The organism is Aeromonas sp. R1-2, assembly GCF_040908505.1.
Lineage (GTDB): Bacteria > Pseudomonadota > Gammaproteobacteria > Enterobacterales > Aeromonadaceae > Aeromonas > Aeromonas veronii.
The window spans coordinates 21,459-44,729 of record NZ_JBFODU010000028.1 but is presented as its reverse complement, the minus strand read 5'-3'; the positions used below and the strand labels follow the sequence as shown (position 1 = coordinate 44,729).

At 58.5% G+C, this 23,271-nt stretch carries 29 protein-coding genes; 15 read left to right on the top strand and 14 right to left on the bottom strand.

What is annotated here, in order from left to right; all coding sequences use genetic code 11:
- The 4 genes from petA to zapE form a co-directional block, all read right to left on the bottom strand.
- The gene (gene petA / locus AB5Y76_RS11370; protein WP_005336284.1) at positions 1-591 is read right to left on the bottom strand and encodes a ubiquinol-cytochrome c reductase iron-sulfur subunit; all 591 of its coding nucleotides are present in this window, start codon (positions 589-591) and stop codon (positions 1-3) included.
- Positions 592-886: 295 nt separating this feature from the next.
- The gene (rpsI, locus tag AB5Y76_RS11365; RefSeq protein ID WP_005336286.1) at positions 887-1,279 is read right to left on the bottom strand and encodes a 30S ribosomal protein S9; all 393 of its coding nucleotides are present in this window, start codon (positions 1,277-1,279) and stop codon (positions 887-889) included.
- 15 nt (positions 1,280-1,294) lie between these two features.
- Positions 1,295-1,723: a 50S ribosomal protein L13 gene (gene rplM / locus AB5Y76_RS11360; protein ID WP_005336289.1), complete on the bottom strand. Its 429-nt coding sequence runs from the start codon at positions 1,721-1,723 to the stop codon at positions 1,295-1,297.
- Between the two features lie 266 nt (positions 1,724-1,989).
- On the bottom strand, positions 1,990-3,084 hold the full coding sequence (gene zapE, locus AB5Y76_RS11355) for a cell division protein ZapE (RefSeq protein ID WP_259584614.1): 1,095 nt from the start codon (positions 3,082-3,084) through the stop codon (positions 1,990-1,992).
- A 140-nt stretch (positions 3,085-3,224) separates the two neighbouring features.
- Between zapE and AB5Y76_RS11350 the strand changes: the two genes are divergently transcribed.
- From AB5Y76_RS11350 to AB5Y76_RS11295, 12 genes are all read left to right on the top strand, one after another.
- Positions 3,225-3,605 (top strand): YhcB family protein, encoded by a 381-nt coding sequence (locus tag AB5Y76_RS11350; protein ID WP_005356646.1) that lies wholly within the window; start codon positions 3,225-3,227, stop codon positions 3,603-3,605.
- A gap of 81 nt (positions 3,606-3,686) precedes the next feature.
- On the top strand, positions 3,687-5,048 hold the full coding sequence (locus AB5Y76_RS11345) for a Do family serine endopeptidase (protein WP_005336295.1): 1,362 nt from the start codon (positions 3,687-3,689) through the stop codon (positions 5,046-5,048).
- A gap of 109 nt (positions 5,049-5,157) precedes the next feature.
- Entirely contained in the window at positions 5,158-6,282 is a 1,125-nt protein-coding gene (gene degS / locus AB5Y76_RS11340; RefSeq protein ID WP_005336297.1) for an outer membrane-stress sensor serine endopeptidase DegS, read from the top strand.
- A gap of 313 nt (positions 6,283-6,595) precedes the next feature.
- On the top strand, positions 6,596-6,955 hold the full coding sequence (locus AB5Y76_RS11335; RefSeq protein WP_263718020.1) for a transcriptional regulator: 360 nt from the start codon (positions 6,596-6,598) through the stop codon (positions 6,953-6,955).
- Positions 6,956-6,972: 17 nt separating this feature from the next.
- Positions 6,973-7,338 carry an SFCGS family glycine-rich protein gene (locus AB5Y76_RS11330; protein WP_005355141.1) on the top strand — a complete coding sequence of 122 codons (366 nt, stop codon included), beginning with the start codon at positions 6,973-6,975 and terminating at the stop codon, positions 7,336-7,338.
- On the top strand, positions 7,338-7,634 hold the full coding sequence (locus AB5Y76_RS11325; protein WP_042079672.1) for a DUF4312 family protein: 297 nt from the start codon (positions 7,338-7,340) through the stop codon (positions 7,632-7,634). Before AB5Y76_RS11330 ends, AB5Y76_RS11325 begins: the two co-directional genes overlap by 1 nt.
- A 39-nt stretch (positions 7,635-7,673) precedes the next feature.
- On the top strand, positions 7,674-8,450 hold the full coding sequence (locus AB5Y76_RS11320; RefSeq protein WP_005355143.1) for a DUF4311 domain-containing protein: 777 nt from the start codon (positions 7,674-7,676) through the stop codon (positions 8,448-8,450).
- An 11-nt stretch (positions 8,451-8,461) separates the two neighbouring features.
- Entirely contained in the window at positions 8,462-9,112 is a 651-nt protein-coding gene (locus AB5Y76_RS11315) for a DUF4310 family protein (RefSeq protein WP_005355144.1), read from the top strand.
- 42 nt (positions 9,113-9,154) lie between these two features.
- Complete coding sequence (locus AB5Y76_RS11310) at positions 9,155-10,294, top strand: amidohydrolase/deacetylase family metallohydrolase (RefSeq protein WP_263718019.1); 1,140 nt, start codon at positions 9,155-9,157, stop codon at positions 10,292-10,294.
- Positions 10,278-11,393: a DgaE family pyridoxal phosphate-dependent ammonia lyase gene (locus AB5Y76_RS11305; RefSeq protein ID WP_263718018.1), complete on the top strand. Its 1,116-nt coding sequence runs from the start codon at positions 10,278-10,280 to the stop codon at positions 11,391-11,393. Before AB5Y76_RS11310 ends, AB5Y76_RS11305 begins: the two co-directional genes overlap by 17 nt.
- Positions 11,393-12,133 carry a KDGP aldolase family protein gene (locus AB5Y76_RS11300; RefSeq protein ID WP_181269563.1) on the top strand — a complete coding sequence of 247 codons (741 nt, stop codon included), beginning with the start codon at positions 11,393-11,395 and terminating at the stop codon, positions 12,131-12,133. The genes AB5Y76_RS11305 and AB5Y76_RS11300 overlap by 1 nt, the downstream gene beginning before the upstream one ends.
- 107 nt (positions 12,134-12,240) lie before the next feature.
- Positions 12,241-14,145 carry a transcription antiterminator gene (locus tag AB5Y76_RS11295; RefSeq protein WP_263718017.1) on the top strand — a complete coding sequence of 635 codons (1,905 nt, stop codon included), beginning with the start codon at positions 12,241-12,243 and terminating at the stop codon, positions 14,143-14,145.
- Positions 14,146-14,162: 17 nt separating this feature from the next.
- On the opposite strand, the gene npr is transcribed toward AB5Y76_RS11295, so the two are convergent.
- The 10 genes from npr to AB5Y76_RS11245 all read right to left on the bottom strand — a co-directional run bounded on the left by npr (position 14,163) and on the right by AB5Y76_RS11245 (position 20,979).
- Positions 14,163-14,435, bottom strand: a complete 273-nt coding sequence (gene npr, locus AB5Y76_RS11290; RefSeq protein ID WP_005336318.1) for a PTS phosphocarrier protein NPr — start codon at positions 14,433-14,435, stop codon at positions 14,163-14,165.
- A gap of 20 nt (positions 14,436-14,455) precedes the next feature.
- Entirely contained in the window at positions 14,456-15,322 is an 867-nt protein-coding gene (rapZ, locus tag AB5Y76_RS11285; RefSeq protein WP_021231839.1) for an RNase adapter RapZ, read from the bottom strand.
- A gap of 45 nt (positions 15,323-15,367) precedes the next feature.
- The gene (gene ptsN / locus AB5Y76_RS11280) at positions 15,368-15,814 is read right to left on the bottom strand and encodes a PTS IIA-like nitrogen regulatory protein PtsN (protein ID WP_005336322.1); all 447 of its coding nucleotides are present in this window, start codon (positions 15,812-15,814) and stop codon (positions 15,368-15,370) included.
- 2 nt (positions 15,815-15,816) lie between these two features.
- Positions 15,817-16,104 carry a ribosome hibernation promoting factor gene (hpf, locus tag AB5Y76_RS11275; RefSeq protein ID WP_005336323.1) on the bottom strand — a complete coding sequence of 96 codons (288 nt, stop codon included), beginning with the start codon at positions 16,102-16,104 and terminating at the stop codon, positions 15,817-15,819.
- A 20-nt stretch (positions 16,105-16,124) separates the two neighbouring features.
- Positions 16,125-17,564 (bottom strand): RNA polymerase factor sigma-54, encoded by a 1,440-nt coding sequence (locus AB5Y76_RS11270; protein WP_005336331.1) that lies wholly within the window; start codon positions 17,562-17,564, stop codon positions 16,125-16,127.
- Between the two features lie 65 nt (positions 17,565-17,629).
- Complete coding sequence (gene lptB, locus AB5Y76_RS11265) at positions 17,630-18,355, bottom strand: LPS export ABC transporter ATP-binding protein (protein ID WP_005336333.1); 726 nt, start codon at positions 18,353-18,355, stop codon at positions 17,630-17,632.
- 3 nt (positions 18,356-18,358) lie between these two features.
- Complete coding sequence (lptA, locus tag AB5Y76_RS11260) at positions 18,359-18,886, bottom strand: lipopolysaccharide transport periplasmic protein LptA (protein ID WP_040068817.1); 528 nt, start codon at positions 18,884-18,886, stop codon at positions 18,359-18,361.
- Entirely contained in the window at positions 18,873-19,433 is a 561-nt protein-coding gene (gene lptC, locus AB5Y76_RS11255) for an LPS export ABC transporter periplasmic protein LptC (protein WP_005336338.1), read from the bottom strand. The genes lptA and lptC overlap by 14 nt, the downstream gene beginning before the upstream one ends.
- Entirely contained in the window at positions 19,430-19,984 is a 555-nt protein-coding gene (gene kdsC, locus AB5Y76_RS11250; RefSeq protein WP_263718016.1) for a 3-deoxy-manno-octulosonate-8-phosphatase KdsC, read from the bottom strand. Before kdsC ends, lptC begins: the two co-directional genes overlap by 4 nt.
- Entirely contained in the window at positions 19,984-20,979 is a 996-nt protein-coding gene (locus tag AB5Y76_RS11245; RefSeq protein ID WP_021231835.1) for a KpsF/GutQ family sugar-phosphate isomerase, read from the bottom strand. The genes kdsC and AB5Y76_RS11245 overlap by 1 nt, the downstream gene beginning before the upstream one ends.
- A gap of 207 nt (positions 20,980-21,186) precedes the next feature.
- On the opposite strand from AB5Y76_RS11245, the gene mlaF reads away from it, so the two are divergent.
- From mlaF to mlaD, 3 genes are read left to right on the top strand one after another with little or no spacing between them, the layout of a single operon-like run.
- Complete coding sequence (gene mlaF / locus AB5Y76_RS11240; RefSeq protein WP_005336343.1) at positions 21,187-21,987, top strand: phospholipid ABC transporter ATP-binding protein MlaF; 801 nt, start codon at positions 21,187-21,189, stop codon at positions 21,985-21,987.
- A complete protein-coding gene (mlaE, locus tag AB5Y76_RS11235) occupies positions 21,987-22,766 on the top strand; it encodes a lipid asymmetry maintenance ABC transporter permease subunit MlaE (protein ID WP_005336345.1) in 780 nt (259 codons plus the stop codon). Before mlaF ends, mlaE begins: the two co-directional genes overlap by 1 nt.
- Positions 22,767-22,773: 7 nt before the next feature.
- Entirely contained in the window at positions 22,774-23,271 is a 498-nt protein-coding gene (gene mlaD, locus AB5Y76_RS11230) for an outer membrane lipid asymmetry maintenance protein MlaD (protein WP_019444849.1), read from the top strand.

Here is a 23,271-nt window from a genome sequence, read left to right as displayed (position 1 = left end):
TCAGGCCTCCTTGCCATCGGCACCGACCTGGATGGTGGTGTCATTAATGAATTGATAGGGCGGAATGACCAGGTTCAGCGGTGCAGGCACCCCCTGGAACACACGGCCGGCCATGTCGAACTTGGAGCCATGGCACGGGCAGAAGAAGCCGGACGTAACGCCCTGCACCTGCTCGCCAAAGCTGTCAGGCAGATAGGAAGGTGAACACCCCAAGTGGGTGCAAATACCGACCGCGACAAAAATTTCGGGCTTAATCGACCTATACCCGTTATGGGCATAGTCAGGCTGCTGCGGCTCTTCAGATGAGGGATCCCGCAGCTTGTCATCATGCGCGGCCAAGGCATCCAGCGTCTGTTTGGTGCGTTTCACCACCCAGACAGGCTTGCCTCGCCACTCGACACGGATGAGCTGACCCGGTTCCAACTTGCTGATATCGACTTCAACCGGCGCACCGGCTGCTTTGGCCTTGGCGCTCGGATTCCATGACTTTATAAACGGCACTGCGGTAAACGCAGCTCCTACCCCACCAACGGCAACCGTTGACCAGGTAAGAAATCTGCGGCGACCGGTATCAACTGGCGCATTGCTCATCCAAAAACTCTCCCATGTGGACTCCGCACATTCTTATAGTGTCCCTGTTCCCCATTTTTCCCGTGACAACAGCGGCGGAAGCTGGATTTACAATTGCCACAGAAAACAGGGGAAATTTTAAAGAAAAGATAACAACTTGACAAGAAAGAGCGGTGAGCAATGAAAACAATAAAGAAACAATTTTTTGTCTTTTGTGACGCGTGGTTAGCATTGATGTCGGTAATATTACCAATAAAAAAAGCCTGGCAGTTGCCAGGCTTTTTTGACACTCGAAAGAGTGAGTACCAAAAGCGAATTAACGCTTGGAGTACTGCGGACGCTTACGAGCTTTGTGCAGACCAACTTTCTTACGCTCAACCTTACGGGCATCACGAGTAACAAAGCCAGCTTTACGCAGTTCGGAACGCAGGGTTTCGTCGTACTGCATCAGAGCACGAGTGATACCGTGGCGGATCGCACCAGCTTGACCGGAGATGCCACCACCGTTAACGGTGATGTACAGGTCCAGTTTTTCGGTCATCTCAACCAGTTCCAGCGGCTGACGAACTACCATGCGGGCAGTCGGACGGCCGAAGTACTGCTCCAGAGAGCGCTGGTTGATTACGATCTTGCCGCTACCCGCTTTGATAAATACGCGAGCAGTGGAGCTTTTGCGACGGCCGGTACCGTAGTATTGATTTTCTGCCATGTTGCCAGTTCCCGATTAGATATCCAGTACTTGAGGTTGCTGAGCAGCATGAGCATGCTCGGCGCCTGCGTAAACTTTCAGTTTACGGAACATGGCACGGCCCAGAGGACCTTTCGGCAGCATGCCTTTGACGGCTGCTTCGATTACCATTTCCGGTTTACGCTGAATCAGCTTGTCGAAGCTGATTGACTTGATACCACCCGGGAAACCGGAGTGAGCGTGGTACATTTTGTCGGTAAATTTCTTACCGGTTACGTGTACCTTCTCAGCGTTTACAACGATGATGTAATCACCGGTGTCAACGTGCGGAGTGTACTCAGCTTTGTGCTTACCACGCAGACGAGCAGCGATCTCGGTTGCGATACGACCCAGAGTTTTACCTTCTGCGTCCACAATGTACCAGTCACGTTTTACGGTTTCTGGCTTGGCAACGAAAGTTTTCATTAAGTTAAACCCAATTACCTGTTACAGACCCAATTGCTTATGGGGGCTCTCCCACAAACAACAAACGATGGCCTACCTGTACCCCTTCGAATACAAGTAAAGCTTAAAGTGTTGCTGTCTTATCGACAGCTGTAACGTGGGCCGGGCGATTATAAGTGAAGTTGCCTTAAATATCACCTGCTAATTTCACTGCCATGAAACCAGCAAATGTCGCCCGGCCCTACCTGCCGCAGATGCCCATCCGACTGGCAGGCGCGGTATTGTGACTAAGGAAGGTGCACTCTGGCAAGGTATTCGTGCGATTGCATTTCCTGAAGCCGCGAAAGACAGCGTTTGAATTCAAAATTCAACAGCCCTTCGCCGTAGAGTTCTGTCATGGGAACCGCCGCCGACATGATGAGTTTGACGTGCCGTTCGTAGAACTCATCGACCATGGCAATGAAGCGGCGAGCCGCGTCATCCGTGCCTGTGCCCATTGGTTGCACATTGGCCAGCAGAACGGTATGGAACAGCCTGGCCAGCTCGATATAGTCGTTCTGGGAGCGGGGAGTACAGCAAAGTTGCTCAAATTCCATATAGAGCACCCCTTCCCCCATCCCGAGCGACGTCAGCTGACGATGATTGACCTCGAACGTCCCCTCGCAAGCCGTGTGTCCGCCGGTTAATTGCTGAAAATAGTGGTCAAGATTGGCTTTTGCCTGCAAATCCAGCGGGCAGTGATAAATCTCGGCTTGTTCCAGCGTACGCAGGCGATAGTCGATACCACCATCCACGTTAAGTACCTCACAATGGCGCTCGATCAGCTCGATAGCAGGCAGAAAACGAGCTCGCTGCAACCCGTTGCGATAAAGATCATGCGGCGGAATATTTGAAGTGGCGACCAGCACGACACCGTGACCAAACAGCTCCTGAAACAGCGTGCCCAACAACATGGCATCGGTGATGTCGGAGACAAAAAATTCGTCGAAACAGATGATGTCTGTTTCACTGGCAAGCTTGCTGGCCACCAGCTTGAGGGGATCGGATTGCCCGCTCAGCCCCTGCAGCTCATCGTGAATGCGGTGCATGAAGCGGTGGAAATGGCTGCGCATCTTGCGCGTCCCCGGCAGGCTGTCGAAAAAAGTATCCATCAGCCAGGTCTTGCCTCGGCCCACTCCGCCCCACATATAGATACCGAGGACGGGCTCCGGCGGCTTGGGCTTTTGTAGCCACCCCAGCAGCCCTCGAGATCTGGTCGGAGTCGGGCGCCGTAGCAAATCCTGATACAGTCGCTCCAGCCTGCTAATGGCCATCCCCTGTGCGGGGTCGGCCACAAAGCCGGGGCGCAGCAGATCCTGCTGGTATTTTTGCTGCGGTGTCATCCTTGAGCGCCTCTCCAAGTCCCTGAATCGAGGACAAAATGGTATCACGGCCTCAGGACGCACGGTATAGTGCCATCAAGGCATGGCGGTTATGACGACCGCATAAACCCACTCTGTTTTAGCTGTAACAAGGAGCATCTATGAGTCTGTTAACTGGGATCCTGCTGGCTGTCGCGGCCTTGATTATCGGTATCGTTCTCGGCCGTTTTTCGGTGCGTAGCCGCGATGCTGGCCGTCTCGAACAGGAACTGAAGAAGGCCCACAAGGAGCTCGAGAGTTATCAGGGCCAGATCAACACCCACTTCGCCGACAGTGCCGCCCTGATGGAGCAACTGGCCGAGCAGTATCAGACCCTCTATCGCCACATGGCCGAGCAGAGCAAATTCCTGGCCAAGGCGCAGGAACCGCTGTTCCGCGAGTCATTGGTAGAAGAAGCCCCTGCCAATGTGGCAGAAGAGCCGGGCGTTCCGCCTCGCGACTATGCTGGCGCCTCTTCCGGACTGCTCAAGCAACCAAACTAGTTCCTCGCGGAACTAATTGGCCAGTCCCGTGGTCTGACCTTGACGATTGCAATGCAACTTTTTCTGGGAGCTGTTTTTCATATGCGTAAACCTCTTTCCATGCTCAGTGTGCTAGCCCTCAGTGTCGGTATCGCCATGTCTGCGGCCCCTGCTCAGGCTGCACTGCCTTCCCTGTTAGGTTCAAATCAGGAGATGCCAAGCCTGGCGCCTGTTCTCGAACAGGTCACCCCAGCGGTGGTCAATATCTCGGTTTCTGGCAAAAAAATTACCCGTCAGCGTCTGCCGGAACAGTTCAAGTTCTTCTTCGGCCCCAACATGCCCGATGAACAGGTGAGCGAGCAGCCATTCCAGGCGCTCGGCTCCGGTGTCATCGTCGATGCCAAGAAGGGTTACGTGATCACCAACGCCCATGTGGTTCACGAGGCGGACGAGATCAAGGTCAATCTGAAGGATGGTCGTGAGTACGCGGCCAAGAAGATCGGTGAAGACAAGCAGTCCGACATCGCCCTGCTGCAAATCAAGGCCGAGGATCTGGTGCAGATCAAGTTTGCCGACTCCGACGAGCTGCGGGTGGGAGACTATGCGCTAGCCATCGGCAACCCGTTTGGTCTGGGCCAGACCGTCACCTCCGGTATTGTCAGTGCGCTGGGCCGCAGCGGCCTCAACATCGAGAATCTGGAGAACTTCATCCAGACCGATGCGGCCATCAACTCCGGTAACTCCGGCGGCGCCTTGCTCAACCTGCGTGGCGAGCTAATCGGTATCAACACCGCGATTCTGGGCCCGAACGGCGGCAACATTGGCATCGGCTTTGCCATCCCTTCCAACATGGTGCGGGATCTGACCGAGCAGATCGTCAAGTACGGTGAAGTACGTCGCGGCCAGCTGGGTATTACCGGCACCGAACTTACCTCCGACATCGCCAAAACCTTCGGTTACAACAAGAAGGATGGTGCCTTCGTCAATCAGGTCATGCCTGATTCGGCGGCCGACAAGGCGGGCATCAAGGCCGGCGATATCATCGTCAGCATCGATGGCAAACCGGTTCGCTCCTTCGGCGAGCTACGCGCCAAGATCGCCACCATGGGCGCTGGCAAGCAGGTCGAACTAGGGCTGATCCGCGATGGCAAGTCGCAAACCGCCAAGGTGACCCTGAAGCAGGCTGATGACAGCGAAGTACGCGCCAGTGCGCTGCATCCGGCACTGGAAGGGGCCAAGCTGAGCACCACTACCGACCCGGTCTCCGGTGTCGCGGTGGCCGATATTGATCCTCGCTCTCCGGCAGCCGCTTCCGGCCTGCAGAAGGGTGACATCATCATCGGGGTCAACCGCCTGCGCATCAACACCCTGGGCGAGCTGACCAAGGCGCTCAAGAACAAGCCTGACGTGCTGGCGCTCAACATCCAGCGTGGCGACTCCTCGCTCTATCTGGTGATCCGCTAACGCTCAAGTTGTTCGCCAACCCCTCCATCACCCGCGGCCTTCACCGCGGGTGATTTTTATCCATCGATAGTGTTATTCTCTGCGCGCAGCCTGTACGGATGAGAATGACATGAAAATCCCCCCTTTAGTCAGTTACTTGGGCAAGTCTGTCGGTTTTGGATTGACCGTCGCGGCGCTGCTGTTGCTGCTGTTTCCCCATTTTCGCGGTGGTGCCCAACTGCCCGGCATCATCACCAATGCCCGTGAACTGAGTTTCTCCTATGCAGCCCATCGGGCAGGCCCTGCCGTCGTCAACATCTACACCCGCAGCTTTGCCCCCAATCAGGGCAATCAGGGGGAACTGCGCCCGCAAGGGCTGGGTTCTGGCGTCATCATGAACCAGCGCGGCTATGTGCTGACCAACTACCACGTCATCGCCGATGCCGACCAGATCATCGTCGCGTTGCAGGATGGCCGCGTCTTCAGTGCCGAGCTGGTCGGCACCGACCAGCTCACCGACCTCGCCGTGCTCTATATCGAGTCAGACAACCTGCCGGTGATCCCGCAGGATCCCGAGCGACTGCCAGAAGTGGGGGATGTGGTGCTCGCCATCGGCAACCCCTACAACGTCGGCCAGACCATCACCCAGGGCATCATCAGTGCGACCGGCCGTACCGGCCTCTCCAGTATGGGGCCCGACAGCAATGGCCGTCAGGATCTGCTGCAGACCGATGCCGCCATCAACGAGGGCAACTCGGGCGGCGCGCTGGTCAACGGCCGTGGCGATCTGGTGGGTATCAACACCGCCACCTATCACCTCAACGGCAATCAGGAGAGCTACGGCATCAGCTTCGCCATCCCCTACCGGCTGGCCAAACGGATCATGGATGAGCTGATCGCCAACGGCCGGGTGATCCGCGGCTACCTGGGGATCTCCAGCGTCGAGATCAACCCCATAGTCGCGCGGATGATGAACCTCGGCGACCTGCGTGGTCTGGTGGTGGAGAGTCTGGATCCCAACGGCCCGGCGGCCAAAGGTGGTTTGCAGCGAGGGGATGTGCTGCTCAAGATCAACGGAGAGGCCATCAGTGGCGTGCGCAGCGCCATGGACAAGATTGTCGAGAGCCGCCCCGGCACCAAGCTGACCATCTCGGTATTCCGCTCCGGCAAGCCGCTGGAAGTGGTGGTCACCATAGAGGAAGACCTGCGCTATCAGCAGAGAACGGCCAGCTCGAGCGCCGCATCGGCCAGCTAGCGTCACTCCTTTTAATGAGAAGGGCGGGAAACCGCCCTTTTCCATATCTGCCCTCTCGGCAACGTTTCTACCGTGAGATGACTCACAGTTTCCCGCAACGCTTGCCCTGCCCCCGCCCCCCGATTTGTGCGCTACCGATCACACAAAACCGGCCCCAATAAGCACTCTTTTTGTCTTTTCAGTATCCAAACGCTCACTTTGGGGCCATTTCCTCAGGAATTTCCGCTTCGAATCGGAAAAACACTGCCTCCTCCACATCGACGCGCAGGCTTAGGGTAACGCCATACCTTCTGCCAGCCTTGGAGAGCAGACATTGCAAACAGAGACTCACGACCAGACCCTGACCCCGAACAGCCCGGAGTTGCTGCGCCAGACCGATCATATCCTCGCGCGCATTTATCCCCTGCTGGCCGAACAGGGCATCATCCCCAACGAGGTACAGCAGCAGATGCTGGCCTCCCATGTCAAAGCCATGGTGTGGCGCTCCCACAGCGGTGAGCCCCTGCCAGAAGTTGACCTCAGCCTGTTTGAAGAGATCTCCCCCCTCTCACTGCGTCTCGCCGAACAGGTCGTCAGCTGGCTGGACCAGCTTGCTTATGAGGAGGCACACCTCTTGTCCGTCCATTTTGAAGTCGCCAAAGAAAACGAACTCAGCTCGGTGCAGAACCAGTAACTCAAGGAGAAATCGATATGACAGCCATCAAACTCGTGATTGGAGACCGTCTCGGCAAGGGTCAGAAAGTGGGCGCAGGCGCGGAAGCTGCCGGGGCCAACGTGACCATCATCCCCGGCATGGCCGCTGACATGAAGCTCGGCGACGTGATGAACAAGGAGCAGGCGGATCTCGGCATCTCCTTCTGCGGCAGCGGCGGCGCCGGGGCGATCACCGCCCAGACCAAATACGGCTACAAGTGCCGCTACGGCATGCGCTCTGTTGAAGAGGGCGTCACCGCCATCAACGAAGGGTGCGTGGTGCTGGGCTTCGGTTTCATGGACAAGGAAGAGCTGGGCCAGAAGCTGGTCGAAGCCTTCGCCAAGAAGCACGGACGCGCCTGATGAAAGAGAACTTCACCACCCAGGTCATCGTCAACGGCAAGGGGACGACCCGCCAGCAGGCGTTTGCCTCCGCCCTCAGCCAGGTGCAACCCACACTGCTCAAGGACAACCAGCAGGTACTGCTGCGTATTGAGCCGGTCGATGTACAGGTGCTCAAAGCCGAGGAGTCGGTCCGGGTGGAGAAGTTCCTGTTCTTCTTCCTGCCGCGCCAGCACCGCGAATACCGCGTCCAGCTGGAGATCAAGGTTCAGGTCACCAGTCTGGATGTCGCCAAGGTGACGTTCACCCAGGTGTGATGCCTGCGCAGGCACAACCCCACAAGAAGGATACGTTGGATGTTTCTAATCATTTTTATCAAGTCACTCATCATTGGCGGCCTGGTTGGCGTCGGGGTGGGGGCCGGCGCGGCGCGGATGTTCCACGCCCCGACCGTACAGGGCATGGGTGCCTTCCGCACCCTGGGCGAACTTAACTCCTGCGAGGGGGATCCCGCTTCCCACTTCTCGTTTGGTCTGGGCTTCTTCTTCAACGCCTGGGCCTCGACCGTGGCGGCAGGCGCCTTCACCCAGGATGTGGATCACCGCATCATCCCGCACTGGGCCACGGCGGCACTGCTGTTCAAAAATCGGGATCTCGCCACCACTCTGCACGACCCGAAAAAGATGGCCATCGCTGGCGGCATCATAGGTGCCATCGTGGTCGCCTTCCTCAACAGTACGGCTGCTGCCGTCCCGGCCGCCCTGCAGGTCACTGCGGTCAAGGTGCTGGTACCGGCTGCCAACCTGCTGGTCAATACCGTCATGCCGGTGATCTTCTGGCTGGCCGCCATCGAAGCGGGCAAGAAATCCGGTTTCTGGGCCACCATCTTCGGCGGTCTGGCCCAACTCATCATGGGCAACGCGGTACCGGGTCTGGTGCTCGGCATCCTGATCGGCAAGGGTGTGGAAGAGAGCGGTTGGAACCATGTCACCAAGGTGATGATGGCAGCCATCGTCCTGCTGTTCGTGCTGAGCGGATTCTTCCGCGGCTTCGACATGAAACTGATTGAATCCTTCCATATGGGTGTCCCCCTGTGGCTGGAAAGTGTCCATAACCTGCTGAGCGGCAAATAAGGGGTCACACCATGGATGAGAAACTGAAAAACAACTTCTGGTATGCCGACTGGTCATTCCCTATCTTCGTCGGCCTGCTCTCGGCCGGGGTCTTTGCCGGTACCCACATGTTCTATCTGTACGGGGTCGGTGCCTTCAACGAGGTAGCCTTCGTCGCCATGCTGAAAGCCGGAATGGACACGGGTGCCTACGGCGCGGTAGCCGCGTTCGGTGCCAGCTTCCTGTTCGCCCGCATCATCGAGGGATCCCTGGTGGGGATCCTGGATATCGGCGGCGCTATCCAGACCGGGGTCGGACTGGGCGTTCCCGCCCTGCTGCTGGGAGCCGGCATCGTCTATCCGGTGGAGAACTTCGGTGCCTCGCTGGCAACCGGCATGGGGATTGGTCTGGCCATCGGCTACGTCATCATTCTGGCGCGCAAGTTCACCATCAACCAGAGCAACTCCACTTACGGTGCTGACGTGATGATGGGAGCTGGCAATAGCTCTGGCCGCTTTCTCGGTCCCCTCATCATCCTCTCCGCCATGGGCGCTTCCATCCCCATCGGTATAGGTTCCCTGCTGGGTGCCCTGCTGTTCTACGTGTGGGGCAAGCCCATCACCGGCGGTGCCATTCTGGGGGCCATGCTGCTGGGTACCTTCTTCCCGGTCGCCCTTGTGTAAGTACCAGCCGCCCTGCGGGGCGGCTCGCCAGAGGTTATCAGCATGTACGACATGATCATCAAAGCGGGGCGCCAGGGAGATGGCCAGCTCGTCGATATCGCCATCGGGGAGGGCAAAATCGCCGCCATCGGCTCCCTACCGAAGACGGCAACGGCACGGCAGACACTGGATCTCGCCGGCCGGGTGCATGTGAGCGCCGGCTGGATCGACGGCCACACCCACTGCTACCCCGCCTCCCCCATCTATCACGATGAGCCGGACAAGGTGGGCGTAGAGTCCGGCGTCACCACCGTCATCGACGCGGGCAGCACCGGAGCCGACGATGTGGATGGCTTCCAGCAGATCGCTGCGGGCTGCAAGACCCGGGTGCATGCCCTGCTCAACATCTCCCGTATCGGTCTGCTGCGCCAGAACGAGCTGGCGGATAGCCGGGACCTCGATATGGATCTCGCCTCGGCAGCCATTCGCCGCCACCCCGACTTTATTGTCGGCATCAAGGCGCGGATGAGCGGCAGCGTGGTCGGTGAAAACGGCCTGCAACCGCTGCGCATGGCCAAGGCGCTGCAGCAGGCTCACGACCAGCTGCCGCTGATGGTACACGTGGGCAACACGCCGCCGGATCTGGACGAGATCGTCGCTCTGCTGGGGGATGGTGATCTGCTGACCCACTGCTTCAACGGCAAACCGAACCGCATCCTGACTCCGGCTGGCGAGCTGCGGGTCGCGGTGCGCGAGGCGATGAAACGGGGCCTGTTGCTCGACATCGGCCACGGCGGCGCCAGCTTCAGCTTCGAGGTGGCGGAGCTGGCTATCCGGCAGGGGATCCTGCCCCGCACCATCAGCTCAGACATCTACTGCAAGAACCGCATCAAGGGGCCGGTCTACAGTCTGGCCCACGTGATGTCGAAATTTCTCGCCATCGGCATGACACTGGAGCAAGTGCTCGCCTGCGTCACCCATCAAGCGGCCGATGCCCTGCGCCTATCCGGCAAGGGGCGGCTCGAGGTGGGCGCCGATGCCGACCTGACCCTGTTCGAGGTCGCCAGCGGCCCGACCCTGTTTATGGATACCGAAGCACAGTCCCGCAGCGGTGACCAACAACTGCAGCCTCTCGCCGCCCTGGTCGGTGGCGAACTGGTTCTGACTCACTATGGGAAATCACACCATGTCTTCTGTTTATGAGAAATATCAGCTCAAACCGGTGATCAACGCCTCCGGGCGCATGACCATTCTCGGCGTCTCCACCCCCGAGCAGGAGGTGGTCGATGCGGTCAATTTTGGCCTGGGCCACTACTTCGAGGTCAAGGATCTGGTCAACAAGACCGGCACCTATCTGGCTGGTTTACTGAATGTGGAAGATGCGGTGGTGGTCTCCTGTGCCAGCGCCGGCATCGCCCAGTCAGTCGCCGCCATGATAGTGCGCGGCGATCCCTACCGCCTCGAGCACCTGCATGCCCATCCCCATGAGGTGCCGAGTGAAATCGTGCTGCCCAAGGGGCATAACGTCAACTTCGGCGCCCCGGTCGGTACCATGGTCAATCTGGGTGGCGGCAAGGTAGTGGAAGCCGGTTACGCCAACGAGTGCTCCCCTTCCCAGCTGGCAGCCGCCATCAATGCCAACACAGCAGCCATCCTCTATATCAAGTCCCACCACTGCGTGCAGAAGAGCATTCTGTCGGTGGCAGAGGCCGCCGAGGTGGCCAAGACCCACGGGCTCCCGCTCATCGTCGATGCGGCCGCCGAGGAGGATCTGCGCCTCTACTACAACCAGGGGGCGGACCTGGTCATCTACAGCGGCGCCAAGGCCATTGAAGGGCCCACCAGCGGGCTGGTGCTGGGCAAGCGTCAGTACGTGGAGTGGGTCAAACAGCAGGCCAATGGCATCGGTCGCGCCATGAAGGTGGGCAAGGAGGGGATCCTCGGCCTGACCCACGCCATAGAGCGCTATCTGGCCAAAGAGAAAGAGAGCGGCGCCGCCATGGTCGCCAAGATGAGCCCCTTCATCGAGCGCCTCAACCTGCTGCCCGGCGTCACCGCCAAGGTGGTATGGGACAGCGCAGGACGCGACATTGCCCGCACCGATATCGCTTTTGACCACCAAAAGATCGGCATGACCACAGTGCAGGTCGTCAGCCGTCTGCAACAGGGCACGCCTGCCATCTACTGCCGCGGCTACAAGGCCAACGAGGGGCACATCGAGATCGATGTGCGCAGCGTCACCGTGCCCCAGCTCGACCAAATCCACTCTGCCATTGCCAACCTCGTTCAGGAGAATCGCTGATGTCCCTTACCCCCAACTACTACCGTGATCGGGTCTGTCTCAACGTGCTGGCAGGTTCCAAAGAGAATGCCGTCGAGGTGTACGACGCAGCCGAAGGCCACGTACTGGTCGGTGTGCTTTCCAAGAACTACCCGGATATTCCCTCCGCAGTTGCCGATATGAAGGAGTACGCCAAGCTTATCGACAACGCCCTCTCCATCGGACTGGGCGCCGGCGATCCACGCCAATCCGCCATGGTGGCCGAGCTGGCATGCCAGCTGCAGCCCCAGCACGTCAATCAGGTGTTCACCGGTGTCGGCGCCAGCCGGGCGCTGCTCGGCCAATCACAAACGCTGGTGAATGGGCTGATCTCCCCTACCGGCATGCCGGGCATGGTAAAGATCTCCACCGGTCCACTCAGCGCCGGGCAGCCCGATGGCATAGTGCCCATCGATACCGCCATTGCCCTGCTCAAGGACATGGGCGGCAGCTCAGTCAAGTTCTTCCCCATGGGTGGGCTGGCCTGCCGCGACGAGTATCAGGCAGTTGCCGAGGCTTGTGCCCGCCACGGCTTCTGGCTGGAGCCCACCGGCGGCATCGATCTGGAGAACTTCGAGGAGATAGTGCGGATTGCGCTGGATGCCGGAGTCGAAAAGGTTATCCCCCACGTCTACAGCTCCATCATCGACAGCGCGAGCGGGCACACTCGCCCCGAGGATGTTCGCACTCTGCTGGCCATAGTGAAACGACTGTTGGCCTGATGGCAGTCACAGGCGCCGGTTTAATCACTGACCGGTGCCTGGCTTGTTGATGACCCACTTGTTAACATCGACCCTTTATCTCGCAACAGGAGTCTTGCATACCCCCTATGATCAAGCTGCCACACCCCAGGCTCCATCAACTGCTGATCCAGCTCCACGCCGAACCGCTGCCACAGGAGGAGCTGGCTCGCCGCCTCAATGTCTCCACCCGCACGGTGCGCACCGATGTGGCGACCCTCAACGAACTGATTGCCACCCACGGCGCCCACCTGATCCACCAGCGTGGCAGCGGCTACCAACTCAAGATCTACAATCAGGGACTGTTCGACGCCCTGCTGGCGGCCCAGGGTCAGGATAGCGGCCTGCCACGCACCAGCCGGGAGCGGGTGCTGCACCTGCAGATCCTGCTATTGACGGCAGAGCAGGGGATCAAGCTCGATGAGCTGGCTGATACCTGGTATCTGAGCCGGGCGGCACTGCAGGGGGATATGGCGGAAGTCCGTGAGCAGCTCAGCCACTTCAGGCTCAGCGTCGAGAGCAAACCCCGCCTGGGGATGCGCATTCAGGGGGAGGAGACGGCGATCCGTGCCTGTTTGACCCAGCTGCTCTATCAGGAGTTGCTGCACAACAACCAGTTGCAAACCCTGCTACCCAACCTTTGCCCCAGCAAGACGATGGAGGTAGTGGGCAATCACATCCATGCCCAGCTTGCCCGACATCAGCTGCGTCTCGCTGACGAGAGCCTGCAGCAGCTCACCATCTACTGCGCCGTTGCCCTGCTGCGTCAGGCATCCGGTCACGAGTTGCACCACTTCGCCAGCGAGGATCTGACTCTGCCGCTGCTGGCAGTATCTCGCGATATATATGCGGTATTACCCACCCTGACGCCCCCCGTAGAGGACGAGATCGCCGGTCTCGCTATCCAAATCCAGGCGCGCCTGATTGCCGATACTCCCCAGCTCAGCCCTGCCATGGCCGCCGAGAGCGAACAGCTGGTGGAACATCTGCTGACCTACATTCATCAACACTACCCTTACGACCTGCGAGGCGACCAACAGCTGCGGGCCGACCTGCAAACCCATATCAGCGCCATGCTGCTGCGGGTTAAATACCAGATTGGCAACCACAACCCGCTGGCAGATCATATCAAGCAGTACTACCCCCTCGCCTACGACATCACGCTGGCGGCCATTTCGGAGTGGATCAAGCAGACCCCCTACCGACTGACCCATCACGAGATCGGCTATCTGGTGATCCATATCGGGGTCGGGCTGGAGCGCCATTACGACATCGGCTATACCCGCCGCCCGCAGGCGCTATTGCTTTGCGATGCGGGCAACGCCACCTTCCGGGTGCTGGAAGCACGCATCAAGCGGGAGTATCCCCAGTTGCAGCTGACCACGCTTGAGTCGGTGCGGGATTACGAAGGTCTGGCGCAGATCGCGCAGGACTTTGTCATCAGTACCGTCAAGGTGAACGAAAAAAACGCCCCCGTGGTACTCGTTGCCCCCTTCCCGACCCAATACCAGCTGGAGCAGCTTGGCAAGCTGGTGCTGATCGACCGCACCCGCCCCTACATGCTCGACAAATATTTCGATGCCGACCACTTCATGGTGGTAAAAGAACCCCTTACCCAGGCCGAACTGTTTACCCGTATCTGTGATCAGCTGGAGGCGGAAGACCTGGTGGAAAGCGGCTTCAGAGCCTCACTGCAGGAGCGGGAGCGGATCGTCTCCACCATGTTGGGAGAAGGGATCGCCCTGCCCCACTCCCTCGGTCTGCTGGCGCGCCGTACTCTGGTTTACACCGTACTGGCACCACAGGGGATCGATTGGAGCAACGGGGAAATCGCGATGCTCATCTTCGTGCTGGCCATCAGCAAGGCCGACTACGAGGAGGCGATGGGTCTCTACGACCTGTTTCTGGCACTGATGAATGAAAAAGCCAGCAGGAATCTGCTGGCTTGTCGCGATTTTGCCAGCTTCAAAGCGCTGGCGCGTACCGGTTCATAACATATAACGAGGAGTGACTACTCCTCATTGAAGCCGGAGGTGAACAGCTCCACCACGGCTGCCAGGGCCTCGACCTCTTCGGGCCCCTCAACCTGTACTTCCACCTGCCGCCCTTGCGCCGAATCCAGCATCAGCAGGCCGATGATACTGTCAGCATCGGCCTCCACACCATCTTCATTGCGCAGCAGCACGTGAGCATCGAAACCCTGCACCAGCTCGAACAGCATCATGGCTGGTCTGGCATGAATACCCAGCTTGTTTTTCACTTCAACCGAGGCGGAAACAGTCATCGGGTCGTCCTATTGGTCCGTCAGGATTGGGGGGCACTCTTGTCGAGAGTACGGTGGCGGATCTGCACGTTCTTGCCGAGCAAACGGAATGCACTGGCCAGCCGTTCTGCAATAAAGACCGAGCGGTGCTGACCGCCGGTGCAACCGATGCCGACCGTGAGGTAGCTGCGATTGTTGCGCTCCAGATGGGGCAACCAGGTCACCAGCATGTTTTCGATCTGCTGGGTAAACAGCATCACGTCAGCCTGCGCCGAGAGGTAGTTGGCGACCGGCTCATCCTTGCCAGTGAACGGCTTGAGCTCGGGGATCCAGTGCGGATTGGGCAGGAAGCGAGCATCGAACACGAAGTCGGCATCCTTGGGAATGCCGTACTTGAAGCCGAACGACTCGAACACCAGCACCAGCTCGTTCTCTTTCTTCCCAAGCACCCGGGTCTTAATGAGCTCGCTCAGGTCATGAATGCTGAGGGTGGTGGTGTCGATGCGCAGGTCAGCGGTCGAGGAGATGGGCGCCAACAGGTGGGTCTCCTCCCGAATCGCCTCATCCAGCGACAGCTTGTTGCGTGAGAGGGGGTGCAGGCGGCGGCTCTCGCCATAGCGCTTGAGCAGGGTGCCGTTGTCGGCATCGAAGAAAAAGCTGGAGAACTCTACCCGCCCCTCATTGCGCACCTGAGCCAGCAGATTTTCCAGTTTCTCCGGATCGCTCGGCAGGTTGCGCACATCGATGCTGACCGCCAGTTTGTCATACTGGCTCTCCACCGACACAATCAGCTGGGGCAGCAGATTGACCGGCAGGTTGTCCACACAGTAGTAACCCAGATCTTCCAGCACTCGCAGGGCTACCGTTTTACCGGAGCCCGAACGTCCACTTACCACGATTAACTGCATCTTGTTCCCTCACGCCAAAACGGGTGTCTCATCCTTGGCCTGCTGTCAGGCCGAGGTCATGATCTGATAGAGCTCTTCGTCGCTGGTTGCCTGACGCAACTGGCGGCAAACCGCCTTGTCACCCAGCTTGGAAGCCATCAGAGAAAGGGTCTTGAGATGCTGCTTGCACTCGCTTTCCGGCACCAGCAAGGCAAACAGCAGGTCAACCGGTTGATTGTCGATGGAGTCGAAAGGAATAGGGTCGGCAAAGGTCATCAGGATCGCGGTTGGCGGGAACTCATCGTCAATGCGACCGTGGGGGATCGCAATACCGGCACCGATCCCGGTACTACCCATTTTTTCGCGGGCCAGCAAGCATTCAAACAGCGCCTGACGGGAGGTGCCAAGGCGTTCGGCGGCCAGCTCGCTGATGATTTCGAGGGCGCGTTTCTTGCTGGTACAAGGGACTGCACTCTTGGTGCAGTCCCGACTCAGTATGTGTTCAAGTTGCATGGTTATTTTTTATTTAACTTATCTTTGTGCTTGATGATCTGCCTGTCCAACTTGTCGAGCAAGGTGTCTATCGCAGCATACATATCGGCATGTTCAGAGTTGGCAAACACTTCGCCACCGCTGACGTGCAATTTGGCTTCCGCTATCTGGTTCAGTTTTTCCACGCTAAGCACCACATGAACATTGTTGATGTGGTCGAAGTGACGCTCGAGTTTGGCAAATTTGTTATTCACATAATCACGTAGAGCTTCGGTGATCTCGACATGGTGTCCGGTCAGGTTAATTTGCATAACATCATCCTTTTGTTTGCCTAAACCAGGCGTTTGCGCTGATTGGAAGGTGGGATAAACAAGGATTCGCGATACTTAGCGATCGTGCGTCTCGCCACCATAATACCCTGTTCGGCCAGCAAATCCGCGATCTTGCTATCACTTAACGGCTTGGCAGGATTCTCTGCCGTGACCAGCTTCTTGATGAGCGCGCGAATTGCGGTCGATGAGCACTCTCCTCCTCCTTCGGTGTTCACATGGCTGGAGAAAAAAAACTTCAATTCGAAAATACCACGGGGGGTATGCATGTACTTCTGGGTCGTCACCCGGGAGATGGTCGACTCATGCATCTCTACCGCTTCGGCGATGTCATTGAGCACCATCGGCTTCATCGCCTCTTCACCATACTCGAAAAAGCCCTGTTGCTGCTCGACAATGCAACTGGCCACTTTCAGCAGGGTGTCATTGCGACTTTCCAGGCTCTTGATGAACCACTTGGCTTCCTGCAAATGGGAGCGGATAAACTGGGTATCCGTGCTGCTGCGGGCGTTGCGGGCCATGGCGGCATAGGTCTCGTTGACCCGGATGCGGGGGGCAGAGTCGGGATTGAGCTCGACCACCCACTTGCTGCCCTTCTTGACCACGGAGACGTCGGGGATCACGTACTGGGAGTCGCTCTGGATGATGCCATTGCCGGGGCGCGGCTCCAGCAGCTGGATCAGATCCAGCACCTCCTTGAGGTCGCTCTCTTTGAGTTTTGTCTTGCGGGCGAGGGTGCGGTAATCCCGGTTGCCGAGCAGCTCCATGTGCTCGAGGATCACCTCCTTGGCCTCGTTGAGCCAGGGGGTCTGCGGGTCATACTGATCCAGCTGGATGAGCAAACACTCCTGCACAGAACGGGCAGCAATACCGACCGGATCGAAGTGCTGCACCCGCTTGAGTACCGCCTCGACCTCATCGAGTTCCACCTCTACGTCATCGCTGGTGACGGCAGCCTGAATATCCTCCAGCGCAACGGTCAGATAACCGGATTCGTCGATGGCATCGATGATGGCGAGCGCGATGGCGGCATCCACATCGCTGAACGGTGTGAGCCGCATCTGCCACAACAGATAATCCTGCAGGTTTTCGGTGGTTTCACCCTGATAGACGCTATCTTCCCCATCATGGATGGGGCCCGCGCTCTGGGCGGTGCCGGCAGAGTAAACCTCGTCCCAGGTGGTATCCACCGGCAACTCATCCGGCATCTGCTCCTGGGCCATGGCATCGCTGGAATCCAGCTGGCTGGCATCGACCGGCGCTTCCGGACTGGTCTCTTGCGCCTCGCTCTCTTCCTGCTCCAGCAGAGGGTTGTTTTCGAGCGCTTGCTGAATTTCCTGCTGAAGTTCCAGAGTGGAGAGCTGGAGCAGACGAATCGCTTGTTGTAATTGCGGCGTCATGGTCAGGGACTGACCGAGACGCAACTGTAATGTCGGCTTCATCTACGTCGGGATATCCTTATGTTCAGCGAGGCACTCGTCAAAGGAAATGAAGGCATGCCCCCTTACTATAGACTGAATTGATCGCCCAAATAGACGCGCTTGACCTGCTCATCGGCAAGGATGTCAGCCGGTGCACCTTCGGCAATCATCTTGCCGTGGCTGACGATATAGGCCTTCTCACATACGTCCAGAGTCTCTCTGACGTTGTGGTCGGTAATCAAGACGCCAAGGCCTCTATCTTTCAGATGCTGAATGATCTTCTTGATGTCTATCACAGAAATCGGGTCAACCCCTGCAAAGGGTTCATCCAGCAGAATAAAACGCGGCTCGGCCGCCAGCGCACGGGCGATCTCTACCCGACGGCGCTCACCGCCGGAGAGGCTCTGACCCAGGTTGTCGCGAATGTGGGTGATATTGAACTCTTCCAGCAGTTGCTGAACCTTGTCTTCACGCTCCTCACGGCTCAACCCCTTGCGGGTCTGCATCACGCCCATCAGGTTGTCGAACACCGACAGGCGACGGAAGATGGAGGCCTCCTGCGGCAGGTAACCGATGCCGTTACGCGCCCGCACATGCATGGGCTGCAGGCTGATGTCCTGATCGTCGATGGTGATGAGACCGGCATCGCGCTGTACCAGCCCCACGATCATGTAGAAGGAGGTGGTCTTGCCCGCCCCGTTGGGGCCGAGCAGGCCGACAATCTGGCCGGTGCCCACTTCAAGGCTGACGTCACTCACCACCATGCGGCGCTTGTAGCTCTTCTGCAGGCCCACTGCTTTTAACACTGCCATGGCTTATTTTCCCTGCTTCTTCTGGTCGGCGGGCTTGTCGAAATTCTCTACCTGATCCGGCAGGAACACGGTTTTGACCCGCTGGCTCGGGCTCTTGCTCTCGGCAATCATCTTCTGTTTGACGATGTCGTAGCGAATCAGATCGCCATTGACCTGGCTATCTTCCTGCTTGAGCTGACCGTTGCCGGTGATAGTCACCAGCCGGTTCTTCAGCTCGTAGCGGATGGTATTGCCGTGGGCATTGACCGGCTTGCCGTTATCCAGGATCTGGAAGAAGGTGGCGGGTTTGCCGTAGGCAGTCATCACCTCCGCCCCTTTCTCGCCGGAGCGGGTCACTACCACCTTGTCAGCCTTGATCCGGATGGTGCCCTGATTGATGGTCACATCCTCTTCGAAGGTGATGCGGTTGTCCTGCATCTCGGCCACCTGTTTGACGGCATCGACGTAGACCTTCTCGGCAAAGTCGGACTCTTTGGCAGTCACCGCACCACACAACAACAGGGCTGCGAGGGCCAGATTAGCGTTTTTCATTGAAATAGATGGCATGGCCTTGATCCAGTAACTCAAAATATTTGCGGTCCAGATGGCCCTTGAGGCCAACTCCTTGGGTCTGGAAATCCCGACCCAGAATGTTCACTTCCCGGTTGCTGCGCACATCCTGCGTCACCAGATCCAGCTCCAGATAGGGGGTATCCAGTGTGGAAATGAAAGAGGTGGGCAGCAGACCATCCAGATGCACCTTGTCCCGCAGGATGACGTTGTCGCCGGTGTTGAGCACGCCGGTTTCGGCGGTCACCTTCCACTCGGCGGCACCCTGATCGTCATACATGTAGACCACCGGCTTGTCGAAGGTGGCCTGCTCGAGGATTTGATAATACTCGGCGTAGGTCGACTCCAACCGCTCGGTGCGCTTGCCGTTGATATCAAAACGGGTGGTCACCAGATCTTTGGCGACAAAATCCGGCTGATAGTTTTCGATTTTGACGGCGCTCTCAGGCACCAGCTCAACCTTGCCCAACTGCCAGGCAACCAGCGCGACCAGAAACAGCAGGGCAAACAACAGAGTCTGTCTGCTCATACCGAAGCCTCGGGCTGATAATCGTCGTGGCCCTGCGCCTGCAAAATGAGGTCACACACCTCGCGCACCGCGCCCATGCCACCGCCAAGCCGGGTCACCATATCGGCACGACTCAACACCAGCGGATGGGCATCGGCTACCGCGATACCCAGACCGCAAGCGGCCATCACCGGCAGATCGATGGTGTCATCGCCCATATAGGCGGCCTGCTCAGCAGTCAGCCCCAGCTTGGCCAGCAGCGCTTCGAAGTGAGGCAGCTTTTTATCAGCCCCCTGCACCACATGAGCCACCCCCAGGCTTTTCATCCGATCGCTGACGATACGGGAGTTGCGCCCAGTGATGATGGCGATCTCGATCCCTACATTGAGCAACGCTCGCATGCCCGCACCATCGCGGGTGCAGAAGGTTTTCAGCTCTTCGCCGTTGTTTCCCATGTAGATGAGGCCGTTGGAGAGCACCCCGTCCACATCGCACACCAGCAGGCGGATTTGCGCCGCCTTGTCGAACTGGCTGCGCGTCACCGGACCATAGAGGGTCGGTACGTTTTGCATCAAATTACTCCGGCTTTCAGCAGGTCGTGCATGTTGAAGGCGCCGAGCAGGCGTTTCTCTTCATCCACGACCAGTAATCCGTTGATTTTTCTCGTTTCCATCAGCTTGACGGCTTCTGCAGCCATCATCTCTGGACCTACGGTAACACAGTTGGCCGTCATCACACGGCTGATGGGGGTGTGATGGATATCGATCTGCTGGTCAAGAATGCGGCGCAGGTCGCCATCGGTAAAGAGCCCAGCCAGCAGGCCATTGCCATCGACCACCGCCGTCATACCGAGCCCCTTGCGGCTCACTTCCAGCAGCGCTTGGCTGATGGTGGCATCTATCCCCACCCGGGGCAACAGCTCGCCGCTGTGCATCAGATCGCCAACCCGCAGCAACAGACGCTTGCCAAGGGAACCGCCCGGGTGAGAGAGGGCGAAGTCATCGGCGGTAAAACCGCGTGCTTCCAGCAGGGCGACCGCCAGGGCATCGCCCATGACTAAGGTTGCCGTGGTGCTGGAAGTGGGTGCCAGACCCAGCGGGCAGGCCTCTTTCTCCACCTTGATACACAGGTGCACGTTGGCCTCTTTGGCCATGGTGGAGGCCGGATTACCGGTCATGCAGATGAGCGGAATGCCGCGGCGCTTGAGTACCGGCAGCAGGGCCAGGATTTCGTCGCTCTCGCCGGAGTTGGAGATGGCGATGATAAGGTCGCCACTGGAGATCATCCCCAGATCGCCGTGACTCGCTTCTCCCGGGTGAAGGAAGAAGGCCGGTGTGCCGGTGCTGGCGAGGGTGGCGGCGATCTTGCTGCCGATATGGCCCGATTTGCCCATGCCGGTGACCACTATCTTGCCACCGCAGCGCAGCACCATTTCGCACGCCTTGTCGAAGGCGTCGTTCAGATACTGATAGAGTCCATCAATGGCTTGCTTTTCTGTGTCCAGCACCGCGCGGGCACTGCGACGAAAATCGAACAGTTCAGACACTTTCTCAGGCTTTACAGACATAAAGACACAGCTCCGGGCCGAAATTAGCTGCGGGATTATAAAAAAGTCTGCCCGGATAAGCGAATCGGATGGCAAGTCCCGCTCTCAATGACGCACTTTGTTACAGAAAACTGTCGTGCAAATGGGCTTGCAGCCTGTTCAATAGTTGTTCCTTGCTGTTGCTTAGACCTAGACTACCCCATAAAATTCGCACCTCATTTACACCGGATGGACAATTGTTTGAACAATGACCTGATCACCATCTCCGATCTGACCTTCAGTCACGGAGATCGGCTGTTGTATGACGGGATCAACCTGACCATTCCTCGTGGCAAGGTGACCGCCGTCATGGGCCCGAGCGGCATCGGTAAAACCACCCTGCTGCGGCTGATCGGTGGCCAGCTCAAGCCGGAGTCCGGTCACATTCTGTTTGACGGGGAAGATATCCCCACCCTCTCCCGTTCGCGCCTCTATGAAGTGCGCAAACGGATGAGCATGCTGTTCCAGAGCGGCGCCCTGTTTACCGGCATGACGGTCTACGACAACGTGGCCTTCCCGCTGCGGGAGCACTCCGGCCTGCCGGAGGAGCTGATCCACACCATCGTCATGATGAAACTGCAGGCGGTGGGCTTGCGCGGCGCAGCGAAACTGATGCCCTCCGAGCTCTCCGGCGGCATGGCGCGCCGGGCAGCGCTGGCTCGGGCCATCGCCCTTGACCCCGACCTCATCATGTATGACGAGCCCTTCGTCGGGCAGGACCCCATCACCATGGCGGTGCTGGTCAAGCTGATCAAGGAGCTGAACGATGCCCTCGGTATCACCTCCGTCATCGTCACCCACGACGTGAAAGAGGTGCTGAGCATCGCCGATTACGCCTACATAATTGCCAATCGCAAGGTGGTGGCGCACGGCACGCCGGACCAGCTGCGCGAGGAGCACAATCCCGAAGTCGAGCAGTTCCTCAAAGGATTGCCCGATGGTCCTGTTCCGTTTCATTTTCCGGCAGGCGATCTGCTACAGGATCTCTGATGTTGATAAGTCAAATAAGCAAGCTGGGGCGGGTCGGAGTGCGGTTTATCAGCTCCGTCGGTCGCGCCACCATCATGTTGTTCCATGCGCTGGCGGGCAAACCCGAACCGCGAAAGCATTTCCCGCTGCTTGTCCAGCAGTTGTATGTGGTGGGCGTACAGTCGGTAGCCATCATTCTGGTCTCCGGCCTGTTCATCGGCATGGTGCTCTCGCTGCAGGGTTACAACGTATTGAAGGATTTCGGCGCCGAGCAGAGTCTGGGGCCGCTGGTCTCCCTCTCCCTGCTGCGGGAGCTGGGGCCTGTGGTCACGGCGCTGCTGTTTGCCGGCCGTGCCGGTTCGGCCCTGACCGCTGAAATCGGCCTGATGAAGGCCACCGAGCAACTTTCAAGCCTAGAGATGATGGCGGTCGACCCGCTGCGCCGGGTGGTTGCCCCCCGCTTCTGGGCTGGCGTCATCAGCATGCCGCTGCTGGCCTTTATGTTCAGCCTGATCGGTATCTTCGGCGGCAAGCTGGTCGGTGTGGACTGGCTCGGCGTGGACGAAGGGGGCTTCTGGTCTGCCATGCAGGCCTCCGTCGACTGGCATGAGGACATCATGCAGGGCGCCATCAAGAGCCTGATTTTCGCCCTGGTGGTCACCTGGATTGCGCTCTTTAACGGCTATGATGCCAAGCCGACCTCGGCCGGGATCAGTCAGGCCACGACCCGTACCGTGGTCCACTCATCCCTCGCCGTGCTCGGCCTGGATTTTATACTCACTGCAGTCATGTTTGGATAAGGTAAAGATGAAGTTCAGCAAAGTAGAATTCCTGGTCGGCACCTTCATGCTGGCTGGCATCGGTGCCATTCTGGCACTGGCCCTGCAAGTGGCCGGTTTGAGCTTCAAACCGGAAGGAGAAACCTATACCCTGCGCGCGCATTTCGATAATATCGGCGGCCTGAAAGTCCGTTCGCCGGTCAAGGTCGGCGGCGTGGTGGTAGGCCGGGTCAGCGACATCGTACTGGACCCGAAAACCCAGGTGCCCGAAGTGACCCTGATGATGCAAAAGAGCGCTGGCCAGTTTGCCGATACCAGTTCCCTCTCCATCCTCACCTCCGGTCTGCTCGGCGAGCAGTACATCGGTCTGGCCCCCGGCTTCAGCGATGAGGAGATGGGCACCGAGATGCTCAAGGATGGCGACCTGATTGAAGACACCAAATCCGCCATCGTGCTGGAAGATCTGATTGGCAAGTTCCTCTACAGCCAATCCTCCGACAGCAAATCAGACAGCAAGAAGGAGTAA

Coding starts and splice junctions, on each gene's coding strand:
- AB5Y76_RS11245 (WP_021231835.1), bottom strand. CDS start 20,979: ATGTCTGTAAAGCCTGAGAAAGTGTCTGAACTGTTCGATTTTCGTCGC.
- rpsI (WP_005336286.1), bottom strand. CDS start 1,279: ATGGCAGAAAATCAATACTACGGTACCGGCCGTCGCAAAAGCTCCACT.
- AB5Y76_RS11310 (WP_263718019.1), top strand. CDS start 9,155: ATGTACGACATGATCATCAAAGCGGGGCGCCAGGGAGATGGCCAGCTC.
- AB5Y76_RS11330 (WP_005355141.1), top strand. CDS start 6,973: ATGACAGCCATCAAACTCGTGATTGGAGACCGTCTCGGCAAGGGTCAG.
- lptC (WP_005336338.1), bottom strand. CDS start 19,433: ATGAGCAGACAGACTCTGTTGTTTGCCCTGCTGTTTCTGGTCGCGCTG.
- mlaF (WP_005336343.1), top strand. CDS start 21,187: ATGGACAATTGTTTGAACAATGACCTGATCACCATCTCCGATCTGACC.
- AB5Y76_RS11325 (WP_042079672.1), top strand. CDS start 7,338: ATGAAAGAGAACTTCACCACCCAGGTCATCGTCAACGGCAAGGGGACG.
- npr (WP_005336318.1), bottom strand. CDS start 14,435: ATGACTGTTTCCGCCTCGGTTGAAGTGAAAAACAAGCTGGGTATTCAT.
- AB5Y76_RS11345 (WP_005336295.1), top strand. CDS start 3,687: ATGCGTAAACCTCTTTCCATGCTCAGTGTGCTAGCCCTCAGTGTCGGT.
- AB5Y76_RS11315 (WP_005355144.1), top strand. CDS start 8,462: ATGGATGAGAAACTGAAAAACAACTTCTGGTATGCCGACTGGTCATTC.
- ptsN (WP_005336322.1), bottom strand. CDS start 15,814: ATGCAACTTGAACACATACTGAGTCGGGACTGCACCAAGAGTGCAGTC.
- AB5Y76_RS11300 (WP_181269563.1), top strand. CDS start 11,393: ATGTCCCTTACCCCCAACTACTACCGTGATCGGGTCTGTCTCAACGTG.
- AB5Y76_RS11350 (WP_005356646.1), top strand. CDS start 3,225: ATGAGTCTGTTAACTGGGATCCTGCTGGCTGTCGCGGCCTTGATTATC.
- hpf (WP_005336323.1), bottom strand. CDS start 16,104: ATGCAAATTAACCTGACCGGACACCATGTCGAGATCACCGAAGCTCTA.
- rapZ (WP_021231839.1), bottom strand. CDS start 15,322: ATGCAGTTAATCGTGGTAAGTGGACGTTCGGGCTCCGGTAAAACGGTA.
- petA (WP_005336284.1), bottom strand. CDS start 591: ATGAGCAATGCGCCAGTTGATACCGGTCGCCGCAGATTTCTTACCTGG.
- mlaE (WP_005336345.1), top strand. CDS start 21,987: ATGTTGATAAGTCAAATAAGCAAGCTGGGGCGGGTCGGAGTGCGGTTT.
- kdsC (WP_263718016.1), bottom strand. CDS start 19,984: ATGCAAAACGTACCGACCCTCTATGGTCCGGTGACGCGCAGCCAGTTC.
- lptA (WP_040068817.1), bottom strand. CDS start 18,886: ATGAAAAACGCTAATCTGGCCCTCGCAGCCCTGTTGTTGTGTGGTGCG.
- degS (WP_005336297.1), top strand. CDS start 5,158: ATGAAAATCCCCCCTTTAGTCAGTTACTTGGGCAAGTCTGTCGGTTTT.
- AB5Y76_RS11270 (WP_005336331.1), bottom strand. CDS start 17,564: ATGAAGCCGACATTACAGTTGCGTCTCGGTCAGTCCCTGACCATGACG.
- rplM (WP_005336289.1), bottom strand. CDS start 1,723: ATGAAAACTTTCGTTGCCAAGCCAGAAACCGTAAAACGTGACTGGTAC.
- lptB (WP_005336333.1), bottom strand. CDS start 18,355: ATGGCAGTGTTAAAAGCAGTGGGCCTGCAGAAGAGCTACAAGCGCCGC.
- mlaD (WP_019444849.1), top strand. CDS start 22,774: ATGAAGTTCAGCAAAGTAGAATTCCTGGTCGGCACCTTCATGCTGGCT.
- AB5Y76_RS11305 (WP_263718018.1), top strand. CDS start 10,278: ATGTCTTCTGTTTATGAGAAATATCAGCTCAAACCGGTGATCAACGCC.
- AB5Y76_RS11320 (WP_005355143.1), top strand. CDS start 7,674: ATGTTTCTAATCATTTTTATCAAGTCACTCATCATTGGCGGCCTGGTT.
- zapE (WP_259584614.1), bottom strand. CDS start 3,084: ATGACACCGCAGCAAAAATACCAGCAGGATCTGCTGCGCCCCGGCTTT.
- AB5Y76_RS11295 (WP_263718017.1), top strand. CDS start 12,241: ATGATCAAGCTGCCACACCCCAGGCTCCATCAACTGCTGATCCAGCTC.